The organism is Synechocystis sp. LEGE 06083, from assembly GCF_015207725.1.
In the GTDB taxonomy this organism is placed as follows: Bacteria; Cyanobacteriota; Cyanobacteriia; order Cyanobacteriales; family Microcystaceae; genus Synechocystis; species Synechocystis salina.
Genome location: NZ_JADEWJ010000052.1, coordinates 1 through 17,403, shown reverse-complemented (window position 1 = coordinate 17,403; position 17,403 = coordinate 1). Strand labels below are relative to the sequence as shown.

The 17,403-nt window shown below is 44.1% G+C and carries 14 protein-coding genes; all 14 read right to left on the bottom strand.

What is annotated here, in order from left to right:
* The coding region (locus IQ219_RS06160; protein ID WP_228016749.1) for a P-loop NTPase fold protein at positions 1 to 678 on the bottom strand (678 nt) is incomplete at its 3' end.
* A 31-nt stretch (positions 679 to 709) separates the two neighbouring features.
* Entirely contained in the window at positions 710 to 4,924 is a 4,215-nt protein-coding gene (locus IQ219_RS06155; RefSeq protein ID WP_194072056.1) for a helicase-related protein, read from the bottom strand.
* A 21-nt stretch (positions 4,925 to 4,945) separates the two neighbouring features.
* Positions 4,946 to 5,365 (bottom strand): type II toxin-antitoxin system VapC family toxin, encoded by a 420-nt coding sequence (locus IQ219_RS06150; RefSeq protein WP_194072055.1) that lies wholly within the window; start codon positions 5,363 to 5,365, stop codon positions 4,946 to 4,948.
* On the bottom strand, positions 5,362 to 5,616 hold the full coding sequence (locus IQ219_RS06145) for a hypothetical protein (protein ID WP_194072054.1): 255 nt from the start codon (positions 5,614 to 5,616) through the stop codon (positions 5,362 to 5,364). Before IQ219_RS06145 ends, IQ219_RS06150 begins: the two co-directional genes overlap by 4 nt.
* Before the next feature lie 30 nt (positions 5,617 to 5,646).
* On the bottom strand, positions 5,647 to 8,808 hold the full coding sequence (locus tag IQ219_RS06140) for a type ISP restriction/modification enzyme (protein WP_228016748.1): 3,162 nt from the start codon (positions 8,806 to 8,808) through the stop codon (positions 5,647 to 5,649).
* 348 nt (positions 8,809 to 9,156) lie between these two features.
* Complete coding sequence (locus IQ219_RS06130; protein ID WP_194072051.1) at positions 9,157 to 9,465, bottom strand: hypothetical protein; 309 nt, start codon at positions 9,463 to 9,465, stop codon at positions 9,157 to 9,159.
* Between the two features lie 111 nt (positions 9,466 to 9,576).
* Positions 9,577 to 9,870, bottom strand: coding sequence for an HNH endonuclease (locus tag IQ219_RS06125; protein ID WP_194072050.1), 294 nt, complete (start codon positions 9,868 to 9,870; stop codon positions 9,577 to 9,579).
* Between the two features lie 26 nt (positions 9,871 to 9,896).
* Positions 9,897 to 10,112, bottom strand: coding sequence for a hypothetical protein (locus tag IQ219_RS06120; RefSeq protein ID WP_194072049.1), 216 nt, complete (start codon positions 10,110 to 10,112; stop codon positions 9,897 to 9,899).
* Positions 10,096 to 10,710 (bottom strand): ParA family protein, encoded by a 615-nt coding sequence (locus IQ219_RS06115; RefSeq protein WP_194072048.1) that lies wholly within the window; start codon positions 10,708 to 10,710, stop codon positions 10,096 to 10,098. The genes IQ219_RS06120 and IQ219_RS06115 overlap by 17 nt, the downstream gene beginning before the upstream one ends.
* Positions 10,711 to 10,783: 73 nt before the next feature.
* Positions 10,784 to 11,308, bottom strand: a complete 525-nt coding sequence (locus IQ219_RS06110; RefSeq protein WP_194072047.1) for an AAA family ATPase — start codon at positions 11,306 to 11,308, stop codon at positions 10,784 to 10,786.
* Positions 11,309 to 11,658: 350 nt separating this feature from the next.
* Entirely contained in the window at positions 11,659 to 11,862 is a 204-nt protein-coding gene (locus tag IQ219_RS06105) for a hypothetical protein (protein WP_228016747.1), read from the bottom strand.
* Positions 11,863 to 11,923: 61 nt separating this feature from the next.
* Positions 11,924 to 12,715: a DNA cytosine methyltransferase gene (locus IQ219_RS06100; protein WP_194072046.1), complete on the bottom strand. Its 792-nt coding sequence runs from the start codon at positions 12,713 to 12,715 to the stop codon at positions 11,924 to 11,926.
* Positions 12,716 to 12,746: 31 nt separating this feature from the next.
* A complete protein-coding gene (locus IQ219_RS06095; RefSeq protein ID WP_228016746.1) occupies positions 12,747 to 15,953 on the bottom strand; it encodes a hypothetical protein in 3,207 nt (1,068 codons plus the stop codon).
* A gap of 875 nt (positions 15,954 to 16,828) precedes the next feature.
* Complete coding sequence (locus IQ219_RS06090) at positions 16,829 to 17,326, bottom strand: Rad52/Rad22 family DNA repair protein (RefSeq protein ID WP_194072044.1); 498 nt, start codon at positions 17,324 to 17,326, stop codon at positions 16,829 to 16,831.
* Positions 17,327 to 17,403 lie beyond the last annotated feature (77 nt).

Below are 17,403 nucleotides of genomic sequence, written 5' to 3'. Positions count from 1 at the left end.
ATAAGACTCAGTGATTCTGTTAAAATCTTCATTGAATTTGTCGAAAAATTCAATTTTTTCTTTGTATTTTGGATATTCTCCAAATTTTTGAAAGTCTAAATTAAGAAAGTTAAATACTTTTGAGGAATTAATATATATGGATTTAAACAAGCCAAACGTAACATTTATTCCCACGAAAGATACAAAAGTAGATATAAAGTAAATGCGGATTTTTTCTAGCACTAATAATGGTGCTAAAGCTAATAATATTATGAGCATTAATCTTGGTATTATTATTAAAAAGAAATTCCATCTATTATTTTCGGCACGAGAATAGAATAGTTTTAATTCTTTCCCAATTCTCTGCCTCCATGATGTATTATTTCTTAATTCACGCAAAAACAAGATTGCAAACGTAGCCCACATAGATTCTGCCTTTTCATGTCTCCAAGCATTAAACCAAATAGTATTGATTTTTTGATTCGTTTTTTCTAATATTTTTCTTTCCAAAATTCTCATAAATGATGTTTTTCCGGTGCCCCATTCGCCTTCAATTGATATTGTTAATGGCGCTTCAGTTTTATCATTAGTTAAAAATTCAGCTAATGCTTCAACATAGTTAAACATCAAGAAAGAATCATTATTTATCTCTTTATCATTAACAAAAAATAAATTATTTGATTTTTTATCATTATTCATAATACATTTTCCTGATTTTGATAATACTTATTTAGATTCTTATCAGAATAGCTTCAACAGAAATTGTTAAAGTTGTCGGCTTAGTCGTTTCATAATCCAACAAAGCAAGCTTTCCCGTTTCATTGACAAGCTCTTTGATATAATCATCATTATTCAGTTTACTTTTTTCGCCATCAGTCAAACTCCTAAGTAATAATTGGACAGCTTTTTTAGTTTTATGTTGTTGAAGTGTTTTGAGGGTTGCTCTAACCATTTGACCTGTAACTCCCTCCGGTACAGATTCGACAGCCTGTAAACGCCGATTAATTTTGGTTAGTCGCTCGGAAGTCAAGGAAATATTTTCAAGTGTTTCTGGTTGTTCTAACTCATTTTGTCGTTGTTGTTTCAAGTTTACCAATTTTTCATAGGTTGTTTCTGCGAGGGATAACAGAGGTTGAGTAGGAATAACATCACTTAACTCAGGGGTTTTGAAACCAGCGGCGATCGCCTGACCATGACCATCTATTTCTCCAGTGGCATTATTCCAGAAAATTGTTTCGGTTTTGTCTTCAATCGGTTCACCGTTGGGGCCAAAATACTTGAGCTTTAGAGCAGTCACTACTTTTAGATCGGTATCATCCCCTGTGCCAATGGCGATCGGGTTCGGTTTATAGCCCTCTGGTATAGCGTTCATCAATCGTTTCAAATCCTCGTTGTAGAGAATTTCATTGTGGGTGTAAACTTCCTGAGCACCTTCTTGTTTTTGATAGGCATTTTCCTGTAGATTGTCTTGCTCAAATCGGCGGGCTTGCACAAGGCTTTTAATAAAGTCAATATATCCCGGTAAAATCTCATCATCAAAAAGTGTATCTCCGTAAACAGAAGGCCCCAACTGCTCAGTACTTTGGATTCGGGGAATATTTCCCTGATCATCTATCAAATCCCCCACCATTTTTTTATGGAGATTATTCAATCTGGTGGCCTGTCGCAATAGTTGACTTTCGCTGTTGGCGTAGTAAATAGTAATGAACTCGACAGGATGCTTTTTCGGGCGATCAATACGTCCAATCCTTTGCTCTAGCACCATGGGATTCCAAGGAAGATCAATGCAAATTAGATAATTGGCATCCTGTAAGTTTTGTCCCACTGATAAGGTTTCAGAGCCAACTAAAACGCTAATCTCTTCATCAGGTCTGGGGTAATCAGCCTGATTTTCGCAAGTTGCCCCTGGAGCAAAACATCGAAAAAGTTCTCTTCGCTTGATTCCCCGTAAATCTTTGCCATTTTTGTGAATACCATGGGGCGTAAAACCAATAGCCTTGCCCTCCTTAAGGTAATGTTTGGAAGCTCCCATCGCCATCCCAATGCCCTGTCGAGAAATAACTGGATCTGCTTTCATATATTGATAGTAGTCCATGACTGTATCAGCAAAAACGGAAATCAATAGAACTTTATGACCTCGGCTTACTAACTCCCGAACTTTTTTGGTCACTTCTTCTCGCTTATGGTCTGTGACAAATTCAGTTTCCAGTAATCCTTGAATGTTGGCTAAGCGTTCTAAGTCTGAATCACAGTCTTCTAGGATGCGCTCATAAATGGCAGCGGCCCGTTCTGGATCATCTTTAAGGGCATCAGTCGCAATCTCAATAGATCGCCTAAGTTGTTGCCGTCGTTCTTCTTGTTCACCATCTTCATCTTCTTCGTCCTCAAATTCATCCGCTTCATCTTCTTCGACACCCCAATCAATATCTGCTTGATTACCACTCTCACTTTCAAATTTATAGTGAATCATCAAAAAACGTAGTAAGCCTTCTGCATCAGGGGTTAGCTCAGATAATCGATCTTTGACTTGCTGAATCCGTTGGCTAAAATTCCGAATGGTTAGTTTAAGGGCATACATACTTGATTCTGCTCGTTGCAGAAACATTCGCCGCTGGTTAGATAGTAATGACCGTTGCTTCACATCCTGATCATTTAAGTAACGAATTGGATCTGATGAAGGGATAAATAAACTATGCTCAAAGTGTCCGAAAATTTGGTCTAGGGCTTGTTCAGTTTCGGGTTCAAAATTCACCACTAACCATTCTGCTTGTCGTTTCGCATAAAGCCTTAAATCAGGACTTGCATCCATTAATTGTTTGCGGGTACGTTGTAAAAATAGCTCTTTGTAGAGTTGTCGAAAAATCCTGGTATCATCGGTTAGATTTTCCACTCCAATATCTCGCTGGTTTAACCAATCTCCTATCACTTCAGGTAAACCATATTGACTAAATTCATCAGTTTTAGTAACGAAGGGTGAAAGGATATTGTAAATGTCTTCCCTGCGGTTATTCCAAGGGGTTGCCGTTAGTAAAAGATAGTGGCGTTCCCGTCCTTCTTCCCGATCCCTTGCCCGGATTTGTAAGCAGGTACGGTGAATGCGATTGTTATAGGTGCGGATACCTTCGTGGGCTTCGTCAATCAAAATCAGGTCTGGGCCACCATAATGATTGAAATCATCAACAAAACTCCCCCTGCGACTCATTAAGTTTTTGTTGTACAAAGCATAGTCATTTCTGCCAAAACCTAACGCTCTCATTTCCTTCCGCCAGTTGTCGTGTAATTTTCGGGCGGCAATGATGGCAATTTTGGCTTGGCCATTTTCTTCTCGGTATAGTTTCCCCACTGCGGCCCCCAAGCGACTTTTCCCTAATCCGACCGCATCCGCGCAGACCGCTACACCAAAGTCCGTCATGACTCGATAGCAGTGTTGTGCCCCGGATTTTTGATGTTCAAATAGAGTTCCTTCATTGACCCATTTATCTAAGGCTCCACTACTTTGAACCTGCCAAAGTTTTGGGTTTTGTAAGCCTAACCAGTAAAGAAAGTCATTAGGGGTTCCATGTTGACCAGATAGAATCGTCTCGATCGCCGTTTTAAAACCTTCGATTTCAGGAAATTCTGGAACGGTGAGCTTATTGGTGACGGCTATCTCCTGGGCTGGCTCAACTTGGTAAGTATGCTTGGAGGTGGCAACAACAAGACGTTTGATGGATTGGGGTGGATAATTTGGGGCAACGATCGCCTGGGCAGTGAGTTGATCGGAAGTGGTTTCTTCAATGGTCAAACGAATTTGATCCGTATCTTCTACGGCGATCGCCTGAATATCTTGGAGGTTATGGCCTGTAATTTTAACAGTGGTAGTTTTCCCAGCCTCTAAGGTTGAAGGGTCGCAATCAGTGATGCGGGGTTGGTTAGCTTCATACCGTCGTTGGCTTTCCCGCTGAACCTGCTTTAAAAATTCATCGGTCAGGTCATGGGCATTGACCCCACCCCACTCTTGATCAAATTCTTCAATGGAGTCGGCGATCGCCCCATTATCAATAGCGTCACTCCAATAAAGAACCGTAATGCTCTCAGAATTAAGGTTATGGGCACTGTAGGTAAAATTATCGGAACCATCATGGAGAATGCTATTACCCAAAGAATCGGTGAGAATCCCGGTCTTTTTGTGAAATATTCCTTTCCCTCCTTCCATTTTGATCAGCTTAATGCGGAGAAATTCCAGTCGCACCAATTCTGCTAACAGTTGGGTGCTAGTGAAAGCTTTTGTTTCCAATGCCTGCAAGAATTCTTCTAAAGTTCGTTGAATGTAGTGGGACCGATAAAGGGGGTCATTTAATTTTCGTAGTTCTTCCACATCCCGCTGATTGGTGAAGCCCTGTAAATCCATTAAGAGGCGAATTTCCCCCCCCATAACCAACATTTGTTGTAGGGGTTCTTCATAAAGCTTAAGAACACCACTATTGAAAAAGGCTGTGGAGCGGCGATAGAGTGTGGTCTTGGCAAGGTAAGCACCAATAAATTTTTGATAATTATCAACATCTTTCGGCAGGCTAAAGCGTCTTCTTTTTTTGATATTAATATCCAGAAAACTATTAACTAATAAAGCTTTTTCAGTTTTAGCATCAACGCATTCTAAAAAGGCTTCTAACCGAGAAATTTTATTTGTTCTGAGTAAAATTAGGGAAGGAATGTTATCAGGTTTCTTGGGAATGTATTCATAAACACTGGCATCATTAAGGTCAATCCGTATTAATTTATGGGTCTTTGGCTTTTCCCCAATACCGAATAAGCGCAAACTAAAGAAGTCTTTGAATTTATTGCCTGCGTCCCGATGTTTAAAAACTAGCCAATATTGATTATCAACGCCTTTAATGGCATCGCCTTCAAGATTATAGTAAGGCAACTGGCGACGTTTAATTTCATTGATAACTTGGTCTAGCATATAGTTTTTTGGATTATAAAACTAATCTTTTTCTTGTAATTCAATTTCCCAATCCTGATATTTTAAATTTTCAATACGACTAAATTCCTTAACATTGTGGGTAATCAAAATCAAATCATTGACTATGGCTATGGCGGCAATTTGCAAATCGTAAGGGCCAATAAGAATACCTTGGCTACTCAAATTAGAACGTATAGCGCCTGCAATTTTGGCAGATTTATCATCAAAAAATAATGTGTTAAATTGCGATATAAAGCGTTGAAGTTTAGCAAGGTTTTGCTCTTTTCTTTGGCTTTTATAAGCACCATAGTATAGTTCCATATGAACAATAGTTGACAAATATATTTCTTCTGGTTCATGCTTTTTTAGTTCATTGACAATTGCAGAGCTGCTATTATTAAGCAGTCCAATGCAAACATTAGTATCTAACAAATAGGTCATAGCAATTCATCTCTTTCTTCAAATTGTAGTTGTACTGCCCTTATTAATGGTTCACCTTCCCAACTTCCCACTACTTCTTCAAAAAAATCTTTGTGCCATCCTTGCTTAATGCTTTCAAATTTTGTTTGAGAAATAGAAACTGTTTGAAAAACCAAAGTCACTTCCAAGTCAGCATTTTTGATTTCAGGCGGTAGCGCGATTTGTAAAATACCATCTTCGCCCACATGAGTTTTAAACGTAATTGTTTCCATGGATTAATTCTCCTTTAAACTTGCTACAGTCTATTCAATGGGCCAACTCGGAATTGCTTCGTCAATCAACTGCATCAATTTGATGGTTTCTTGCAGGGCAACAACAATTTTTTGATAGTGAAGAATATCCTCATCGCTGAGAACTCGTCCTTTACGATCTTTGAGCCATTTCTGGCAGACTTGATAGCCTCCTACATAAAAGTTCCAAACTTCTTCAGGGACTCCCACAAAACCATCCCCTTGTTTATTAATGTTGACTTTTCCATCACTATATTTAGGATGCCCAGGGGCGACGGTTCGATCTCCTCCAGTTTCGGTAAATTCAGTGATTAGGTTGTCCAGTATGGGGGAAGTCATCAGATGTAAGCCGACTAACTGCTCTCCATAGTCTGCTAATTGCCGAAATAGGCGATCGTTACTGGTAAGAGGAACACGGGGAAAGTCTATCTTGAGAAATTCAACGTAACGGGTGCGATAGGTTGGGGAGTGGAAAATACCGTAGATATAGTAAAAGATAGTTTCCGGGGTAGTTAAGTAGCCTAGTTTTAATTGTATTTTTCTGACAAAATTTTGAGAGAAACTAGAGTGTTTTTTCTGTTGTAGTTCTTTAGGCTTATTTGAATCAGGATATAAATATAAAGGAAAAACTTGATTTGCTTCTCGACTTGCTGTTGAAATTACACAATCATTAGCAGGAATATTTGCTATCCAACAATGCCTATAACCTAGAGTTGATTGCTGTCTTGAAGAAAGAAGGCATAAATTATCTTTGCCAGCAACATGATTAATTAATTCCCGTCTAGGATAATCCATTGCAATGGTACTGAAATAACAAGTTCTCCAATCAAACGGACGATATAAACAAGAAATAATTTTTTCACCCCACTTATCATCCAGCTTGATATTTTGACGTGATTTTTCTAACTTCCAATCTCTATTATCTTTTACTTGATATTTTTGATAATATTCCTCGTCAGAAATAGATTCATTACGAAGTTCACTAATTCTTTTATATAATTTTTCTTTATCAAAATCGATTGCAAAATGATCTCGATGGGTTTGAAATCCTAAAACATTCACTGGCATTGCATCAGTAATTTTGACATATTGTTCGTATTCAGCAAATAAATCAGTATCTTGTGGGATAAGCAAATAAAAAGGAGATTGAGAAATTACTCTATTAAAATCTTTTTCACAAAATTTATCTTTACTGAGTAATCTATATTTATCAATTCTTTGTCCATACAAGTGCAAATGATTAATCTGACTTTTTACACCTTTAATTGCTAGAGTAACACTTACCCCTTGCTGAATATCAAAGACATTTTCATCAGGACTACCATCAGGACATACCTCTTTCTTTTTACTGTTACCATGCAAATCCAAGATTGAAATACTATCAAAACTATTGATTAAAGACTGCCGCATTCCTCGAAACGTAGGATTATCCAAGAAGCCATGATTAGTAATAAACGCCAAAATTCCCTTGCCGGACTTGTCAATACGCCACTGGGCAAAGCGAATAAATTTTACATAATCATCTTGCAACCATTTAGGATTACGCTCTCCTAACGGTTTACCATCTACAAAATAATAATCATTCACCAAACCTTTAATCCATTCATTATTATTCTCCGAATGCCCGGAATAAGGCGGATTGCCAATCACCACCATGATCGGTTCTTGTTTCTTAACCTTAGACCCTGCTCTCGCCTCCTCAGCAATTAACTCTTCCATCTCAGGAATATTCAGGCTTAACTGCTGACTTTCTTCCCGTAGCTTAATATCCTCAAGGGTATTAATCAGATAAACCCCCAACCGCTTACCAGTCTCAAACCGATAACCCGACTCCTCCAAAAATAATCCCAACTTTAGATGGCAAATAGCATAGGGAGCCATCAACAACTCAAAGCCAAAAATACGGGGCAATAAACAATGATCAACGTAATCATTCCAATCTGAATACTCAAACGCTTCAGAATTAGCTTGATGTCGCTCATGAATCAACTTGAAAATCCATAACAAGAAAGTCCCCGTCCCACAGGCAGGGTCAAGAATCATTACCTCTGGGTCAGCAATACCCAAGGGTTTATCAAACTTATCCTTAATCAACTCATCAACAGACCGAACCATGTAGGACACCACCGGCTCAGGCGTGTAATAAACCCCTCGACGTTCCCGCATTGTGGGCTTATAGGCCGCTAGGAAATCTTCATAAAAGCGAATGACAATATCTTCCCGGTTCATGTTAATGCGAAAATCCTCTAAAATCGCCTTCATCTCCGCCGCCCGAAGAATGGCGATCGCCTCACTGATGGCATCTACCAATTCATCCCCCAGGTCATCGGCAGACTGTTCACTAATATCCTTAAATAACTGCCGTAGGAAAGGATTAGTTTCGGGTAACTGTGACCATGCCCCATCCCGACTGAAATCAGCCTTGGGATTTTTAACAAAACTGAAAACCCTGGCAGTAAATAACCCATAGGCAATGGTTTGGGCGTAAATATCCGCAAAACTGTAATCTTTATCGTTATCTGCCTTGAGTTTGAGGTTGGCGATCAACTCCTTCTGAAAGCTCTTCAGTAAATTGTGGAGATAACCATCCTCCCCTTCCGCTTCATAAACATCTGGCATAGCCTGTTCAATCCGTCGCGCCACTGCCGCCAATAACTGGGCCAACTCTTTCGCGGTTGCCGCTGGTTTGAAAAATATCCAGTCAACCTGGGGGACAAATCCTGTGATCCGTTCAGTAACTTTTTCAGCTAAGGATTCCCAACTCAGCCGATTTAAACGGGCCTGTAAATCCTGAGCAGTCCAGTCAAAAACCTGAATACTACGCTGTCTTAGTCGGCTTTCTGTGGGTAACACCAGAGCCACATGGCCTTGACTATTTCCCTCTGGCAACAGGACATACATAACGGGCTGTTCCGTCGCAATCCGACTGGTGTAATGCCCCCGAATTTGCTTATCCTGGTCATCCTCCGTTAACCACTGCTCAACCTCTCTCTTTCCCCCCTGATTCAATTCCTTAAAAAATCCAACGGCGATCGGGCAAATGTCCTCTGCTTCTGATTTATCGTTGCCGGGGCGTAAATACCAAAATCGAGAACCCTCTGAATCGCGTTCTTTGAGAGGATAATCAAGCAATTTCCGCAGTGCCTCCACTCGCTGTTCTTCACTGCCAGTCATTACCCCTTGAAACTTACCCTGGTCAAATCCCATTTAATCTTTGCCTTCCAAAATTGCTAACCGTTTCTCAATCCGACTAACCCGCTCCACCAGGGGCAGACTGTCATCATCCCCTACATAGGAAGCAATAGCCGCTAAAACCCCTTCAGTCACCGTTAAACCCTGCTGGTCAAGGTGAGACTGAAACTGGCTTAGCAGTGGATCTGGAACCCGGATAGATAATCGCCTACTTTCCATAACTGACGATAGGTTTCTACTGTATGACGGGATGTTAGCGCAGAATTAGATCAGCCGTTGCAAAGTCTTAACAAATCGTGATAGTTAAATAAAAGGCTATTAATCGGGGCTTCAGCGAGTGAAATCCAACTTAGGTCTTTCAAAAACCTGAAGGAATACCGACGGCGGCAACAGGGACAAAACTTCCTGGGCCAAACCAGAGGCTTTCCTTGGCCCCTTAACCTCCAGTTCCATCGAAGAAAACGAGTCAATCTCTAACTTGTAGTCCTGGCGATAAATCCAGAGCCAGTCGTCGCATTGTGACCCCCATTCCAAACGAGGGAAATAGTCAGATAAGATGGACACAACTAACTCAAAATCTGACCGTCGTAATTCTGCAAAGATTACCCACTCGTTTTGATCCATACTGGTTACGACCATTGGGCACAATTAGTTCAACTTATTACTAGGGATTATGAGAGAAGACCTGTTACTGTTCCTAGGCAGGGTTCCCCTCTTGATTTCCTACCCAATCTGGTCAGCTAAAACCTTTCAACAAAACCTTAGCGTTAACTGCCCAGGTGTAATATTCCCCCGTTGCCTGCGGTGATAGTGGAGATGGCAAGGCAAACAAAGGGCCTTTAAATTCTCCGGCGCATTATTCTCTGGATCATAGTCGCAATGGTGAACTGCCATCCTAAGCCTATACCGTTCTTCCTTTAGCAGACCCTTCCCCTCCCCAGGCTTGAGGCATTGCACCCCGCACCGTTCACAGACCCAACCAACGGACTGCTTTTTCTCCAAGGCAATCTGATTCCAATCTGGGGGATAACGATCATCTTTCACGACAAACCCCTAGTAATTTTTTTAGGTCAAGGATGATGCTCAATGTAAAAATCCAGAGCCGCTTCAAAAACATCCTTTAGGGATAGATCGTGCTTGGCGGCATACTGTTTGAGCTTACGGCGCATTTCTGGAGTTACCTTAAAATTAAGATTAACGAATTCGTTACTTCTTGCTTTCGTTATTTCTGGTTCTGGCAAGGATTCTGCCTTAGCCTTGTCAAACACTTTACTGAGCCTTCCCATTGATGACCTCCATAATTTCCTTGCCAATGGTTTTGTAATCTTGCCAGGGGTAGTGATCTCGTCCCCTCATTTCCGCAGTGGTGACTCCCATATCAATGGCTTTAACCACCGAAGCAGAGCGTCGGATAAATCCCTTAAAAACTTCGATCTGATTTTCAGCCAGAACAGACCGTAACTCGTCGGCTGATTTACTGGGATAAGGAGGGGCAATGGTAATCAAAACTCGATAGATGGCACCAGGGTATAAGTCCTGAAACATCTGAAGCATTGGGTCAAGACTAATGGCATCCGGTACACAGGGCAGAATTGTTAGATGGGCCTCTTGGCTAATTTCCTTTAGCTCATTACTATCGGGCCGGGCGGGGGTGTCCAAAACCAAAAAATCATTCCCGGCAATATGGGCTGGAGCAGATTTTTCATTTTTGACCTTAAACAGAGGTTCATTTTCCCCACGGGCCGCCCATTTCTCCACCGAACGGTTAGGGTCAGAGTCAATTAGCAAAACTTTTCCCTTGTCGGCCAGATAACGAGCAATGTGAATTGAGGTGATGGTTTTACCAACTCCTCCCTTATAGCCAGTCACGGCAATTATCTTCATTTCGTGTTTTCTTATTTTCGTTATTTATTGCTATGACCCTAGATTAAGCTATTTGTGCCCATGGCAGAATTCTTTATTTCTTGATTTCTTTATCAAGGGTGTTGTCAATGAAAATATGTTCACAAGCTGGTGGTGGCTCGGACTCGTAATAACGTAGGTAGTCTTCCCAGGAGACTAACTTGGCTAAGTCTCTAGGATTCTTACGATCTCTGATTCTGGCTTGCCGAATTGAGGGTAGACAAAAAACATAATGAACTTGAACGGGAACTCCTAAACGAGTTGATAACTTATTAGCCCAGTCTGGATCTTTGATTTCTTTGGTAAAAGGCCCTGCTATGACCACATCGTTCCAAAGCAAATTATCTTGGGCGATGTCAAATAACTGCTCGTAAATTGGGTTCCTAAAGTGGCCCTTGAAATAGGGACTATCACGATCATTGGGATCTTGACCTGATAGTTCGAGGGCTAACCTCACAAGCCGTTCTGTTGCTGTATCAATATCTAGGAAAGTAGCTTGCTTGAGTTTGGCTAGTTCTTTGCCATAGAAGGTTTTGCCAGCACCGGGACTGCCGCAGACAATATAGGCCGTTTTGAGCATGGGAAAAGTCTAGAGTGACTTCACTAATATATTTCTTGTTTTCGTTAATTCGTCCTTTCTGCCAAGTTTCGGTCTTTGCTTTAAGTCTTGCTTTCGTCATTTCGTTACTTAGTCTTGAACAGGTTATTTCCCTGAAAAACAAGCTTTCCAGGGATTTCAATTTAACCTACTCCAACTTTTCTTTATTTCTTTATTTCGTTCATTCTTGATTAAAAGCCTACATAGCTGTCGGCAGAAGACCAAGAATCAACAAAAATTACTAGGGGTTAACTAACAAATCTGCACCAACTCGCCGGACGGGATTAATCGTGCGCGCAGCGTGCCCTTGGCATCGCCGTTGTTGGGTTTAATTAGTCCGTCACCTTGCCAAGATATTGCAGAATCAGGACTACATCCAGTTTTTTCCTATCCCATTCCTCCACCACATCAAGCTTGTCCTTAGGGATATAGGCAGAGCGTTTAACCCGTTTCCCCTTCATTTCCAGCTCGTAGTGATAGTAGTACTGCTCATAGGATTTTTTGCCGGAGCGGGTCTGTTTTTCGCAATAGTGCAATTGGATGTAACCACTACCCTGACCCCTAGATCGCCGTTTGGATTTTCGCTCAGAATTTTTACTAGGGGATAAGGCAATGGAGATAGAGGACTCGCTTGAGAGGAATACTGGCTTGTCCTGGGGTAACGGTTCTGCCGGCCAGTTTGCGGGCTTTAATTCTGCCGGTGGTTCCGGTGGGGACAATGCAGAATTGGGGGCCAAGGCCTGAAACCAGTGAGAAGGATAACCCTGAATCAGAGCATAGGCCGTTGCGCTCAACTGTGAGCCATTGGGAATTAACCCGTTGCTCCTCAACCATTGCTCCAATTTGTTCGACCCAGCTTGGCGGTAGGTGCCCAAACAGGCCGTGGGGGTAGGAAACAACAAACAATCTTTCCCTGCGGTGCCCCGCTCCAAGCTCCTGCGCCGAGATAATCTCAATTTCGCTTTGATAACCAACCATTCGGAGTCCGCCAAGGATTGCTCTAAGGCCTCGATGGATAACTCCCAGGGGTTGCTCAATAACGACAAATGGGGGATGACACTGGGCAACGATGCGTAGGACTTGCCGAAAGAGGGCTGATTGGGGATGGTGGAGGCCGGTTTTGGTTCCCGCTTCACTGGTGCCGGTGCAGGGAAACCCAGCGGTAACAAGGTCAAATTGCCCTGGGGTGGGGTAGTAGTCCCTGATGTCGGCATGGATGGGGATGTGGGGCCAGTGGTGCTGGAGGATGGCGTGACAGTCGGGATCGATTTCAACAAACTGAGTTGTTTGTATTTCTCCTCCGCTTTGTTCTGCGGCCAGGGTAAATCCACCACATCCGGCAAATAGGTCGAGGTGTCGAAGTTTTCCATGGCTAAAACTCCTTTTCATATTGAGGTTTGCAGTTTAGTTAAAAAACAAGTCAAACAGGGGCCGGGGCAACCAAATCAAGGAAAGACCAGAAAGTTGCCAGGATAGTGGAGCGTAAACGCTGGGGCAAAGTGGGTAAATAGTCCTCGGCAAAGGATTGCCAACCCACGGCTTGGATAATTTCCACCACTTCGGCGATCGCCTCTGGGAGGTCAATTCCTAGTAAAGCCAAAATTTCCGACGGCAGATCTTCCAGGTGGGAACCGAGCCTTATAGGGGGTTTATAAGAGGAACTTCCCAGTTCGTTTGTATGCAGTAACGCCTTGGTAACCTTGGTGAGGGTAGCTCCGGCATTGGTCAACACATCGGTCACATTGCGACGACTGCAACCTAACTTCTCGGCAATGGCACTGCCGGTGGTGAAGCCAGAACGGATCGCCTCGACAATATGCCAGCGGGCAACCTGGGACCGATCGCCAGCGTGGGGGGTAATTTCAAAACCATGGAGACAAACATAATCCGCCCCAAATTCCTTGACCCAGCCTAGGTCATGGATGGCATTGTGCTGGGGGTCGCCGGTGACAATGAAATGGGTAAATTGCTGGTGGGGGTAGCGGTTAGCCCGTTGACGGCCAAAGTTTTGCAGCACTTCCCTTTGGGAGCGGCGGTGGTAATGCTCCTCAAAATCTTCGAGTTGTCCCCCAGTGGCCAGGAATTGTGCCTTGATGGCCCCCAGGTTGGGCAGGGGTAAACCACAGGAGAGCATCTGGGGCTGGCCCTCGAATTGATTACTGCCCCGACTATCCCGATACCATTGCCCTGTCGCCAATAGGGTTTCTAGTTGGGCCTTGTAGGTGAGCACTGGCATGGGGCCATAGGCTTGGAATAAAGCATCCTTGACGGCGATCGCCTTTTCCATGGCCTTGTCACTGGGTCGTGAGCTACCCCACCCCGGCAGCACAATTTGCACAACCTTGAGGTTCTTAAAGGGTTTTTCCGTTTTCCGTTTGATGACCTTAACTTCGTCCCTTTCGACATTGAGCAAGCAGGCAAAATCCGCCCCATTGTTGGTGGCATCCAGGGCAATCACATAATCAGCGTCCCGAATGGGGGCCAGCTCGTCACGGCGATCGATGGTGAGCAGCAGATTTTGGGGAAACAGTTGGATTTGGACAGAGGCCTGGCCCTGGAGGCAACGGAGTAGATGGATTAGGCCATTGCTGGGTAATTCCTGGAGTTTTTCCTCCGTCATTTTGGCCGCTTCCCCCACAGCGTATTGATTACTGCGGCGGAACTGGCCCTTGAGTTTGGCGGTTTCCTTAGCTGTTAAACCTGCAAAAGTATCCTGGTTATCCTTGAAAGTAGCCAAGGTGGGGGCTGGGAAAATATCAAATAAGTCCCGTTCCTGTTGCTCCAGTAGGGTAATTAATTCCCCCAGTAGTTCTTGGTTAAGCTCTTGGCTATGGTTAAGCACCTCAGCGGTGTCCAGGCCCAACTTGGGAGCGCCAGCCATTAACCTTTCCAGCAGAGATGCCATTTCATCGAGAATATTTTTTTGGGCAGACGATAACTGGGAGTGGCGACGGTGGTAGGCAATTTCCTGGTCTAGCTCCCTGATATTGGTATTGATAGTTTTGGTGGGTTGCTCCTCCGCCGGTTCATCCCAAATCACCACCGTCAGTTGATTTTCCCCTTTAGCGGGAATTTGGCTGGGGTGACAGCGAATAATTTGGTGTTGCAGGGCTGAGCGCCGTTGCTGGCGGAACATATTGGGGTCAGTGCCACAGTAGTTAAAAGCTGGGCAGGAGTGACAAATGGGATTATGTTTACCGCCCTGGTGGGGGTTGTAGCCCTTTTCCGCCACCTGGTTAAACTGCCTAGAACGGATACAGTTAGCAGCTTCCTCTAGCTCCCCATGGGGAAAATACCGGTCTCCATGGCGGGTGGGCATGGCTTGAATGGCGGTTAAAGCCTCCACCGTGGGTTGCCGATAGGAATGGGAAGTCAGATAAATCTTGATTTCCTGTTCTGGATGCAATGTTTCCAGTCGATGCAAAAGGGCCTTCGCCAGGGGGACAATGGCATGGGACTTACCATCCCCAGTCCAGGAAGCATCGAGAACGTAGCGATTTTTTTCCAGTTGTTTAATTAGGGCATCAACCCGGTCGCCGGTGAACAGTTCCCCCGCAATCACAGGGGCACCAAAGCCCTGGGGTTTAACCCGTTTGACCTGTTTAGTAATCCAATCCTTGAACTCTGCAACGGTGGACTTTAGCCCAGGAACATCGGCAAAGGCTTCCTCCGGGGAAACCAGTTGGATGGCGGCAATTTGTTCCGCTGTCAGCTCGTCAATGTCCCCCACCGATTTGTCGTGGCCCTGCCCCCAATCTCCCACCAGGACGGCATAGCCCAGGGATTGCATCAGCTCAATGCGTCGGTAGGTGGTGCGGGCTACGGAGGGGTTATCCTTCCACCCCCCATCGGGGTAGTCCACAATGGTCAGTTTGTCAGGGGAACTTAACTTTTCTGCCCATACCTGCTGGATTTGGGCCAATGCCTGTGCCGTTTCCTGGGGGGTGAAATGGCCACCGGCGGCCCCAAGGAAGGGAATACCCAGACGGTGGGAAGCCAATTGGGTTTTGAGGAAACCCTCCCCCGTGCCAATGACGTTGGTAATACCGCTCGGATTTAGGGGGAAACTAACCCCCATAGGTTGTTCACCATTGGTCAGCTTGGCCCCTTTGGCCCATTTGTGACTTTCCGCATCCCTAATCTGATAAGCGACAATTTGCCCCAGGGCATTTTTTACTGGGATGATCAACCCTGGCTGGTAATTACTGAGGGAATTGCCATACTTGCCTATCCCCGGCAGATGGACGTGATATTTACCCTGCAAGGGTTGGAATTTGCCTGCACTGCCATAGCCACCGGTGGTGATTTCCGCTTCTGTAAAGCCCCGTTTCAGTAAGTTTTGGCGGTCTCGATTATTCAGGGCCAGCTCTGCAAACAGGCGTTGATATTCCTGATGCCGTTGCTCCGTGGCTAAGCATTTTTCCCGTCGTTGCCGTTCAATTTCCCTGTTTCTGGCTTCCCGCTCCCCTTTCCTCTTTTGCCAAGCATCCCGGTCAAAATCATCACCTTGGCGGAGGTAATGGATTCCAGCATAGTAACTACCATTGGTTTGCTTAACCCAGCCATAGGCAGAATTGTCCCCATCCCCGTCGGGGAAAGTCATGCACAGCACCCCAGCATCGGCCATGATGCGGCAATTGCCATTGGTTTTAGCGCAGACTGGGCAAGGATTGTGGCGGTTGGTGGGTTGTAATTTGTTCTGCCCAAAGTTGGAATGGTTCGGGTTATTGACTAGGAGGGGGGAGAATGCGCTAGAATGGGCCCCGTGTGAAGTTTTATAATGCTTCATCTCAGAAGCCTCCTTTTTTTTGGTTGCTTCTTGCTCTCCCAAAGAGCACAAGAACCGATTATTTCTAGATACGCATCCTTTCTTAGGACAACTAGAGCAGACCTGAATTCCACCCGCCGCCAAGCAAGAGGGAATTTGGGTCTTTGGTTGTTTTGGGGAACTATAGGATGCGGCTGACCTTGCCGCTGAAACATTTCAAACCTCTAAATACTGAATGGGGAACGCTGGATCCTCCCAATAAATTTACAGGATTTTGCACTATTTTTTTGCTATTGGCGATGGGCCTTTTTTGCCCGTTGCCTTTTTTAGTGGGGTACAGGGGTAGAAGAACTCTGGGGGTAAAGGCTAGTAATTCAAGACCATAACTTAAAAGTCCCATCTTTTTCAAGGAGTTTTAAAATTTTTTCTCTGGGTTGACCGTGAGGGGGTAGTAGCATCGTTTTTGTAATTGCGCTAGAAATAAAAAACCGTTAAGTTTTGAGTCATAGAGAGGTTATCAGCATTGATTCCTGAGTGGGAGCAGATAAATCTAAATACTTTCTAGCTAAATAGCTAAAGTAAAAAAGTCATTTAATATACAGAAACTTATAGGTCTTATCAATCTTGGTTATAGTTAAATCTCCGGGCTATTTCTGCCCTAAAGCATTCTTCCGCAATGGTTAGAGTTTAGTTGGTGCAAGAATCCCCCAGTGTTATTGAGGGTTGAACTTTATTTAGGATTTGGCTTGTTTTCTCCTGAGCCATTCTTCCCGTGAGATAGTGCCAGGGGCCAAAACTGTCTGTTTCTCTGATTCTTGCCGTTGTCCCATTTTGAGGGGCTGGGGTTTGTCTTTCCGCCATAGGTCACGGCCCAGGCCAAACTTGGCGCAACATCTTCTCAGAGCCATGGCCTCCGCATTGGAGCTTGGATCACCGTAGCTATTGCAATCAATGTCTTCTGTGCCGGTGGCTTGCCTGGTCAAACTCCGATCATCCCCATGGATTGTGAGGGAGCCGGTGAGGGTTAGGCGATCGCCAATTTGTTGGGTGTCGATGATTAACCATTCCCAACCCCCAAGGCCACAAAGGTCGTCAAGCAAGTCCGCTAGGTCATACCAGGCCACAAAATCAACGGAACCAGTCGGTTTTTTGTTTTTGAAGGTTTTTTTCTGGCTAATGAACTGGGGGGCAATGGGTTGCCGTAGGTTTTCGAGAATTTCGGCTAGGAGCATGGTTTGTTATCCTATGGATAGTATTTGAGTGGTGGCCTTTTTGGTTCGCCATTTTTTTTGGGCAGTTTTAGACTTGC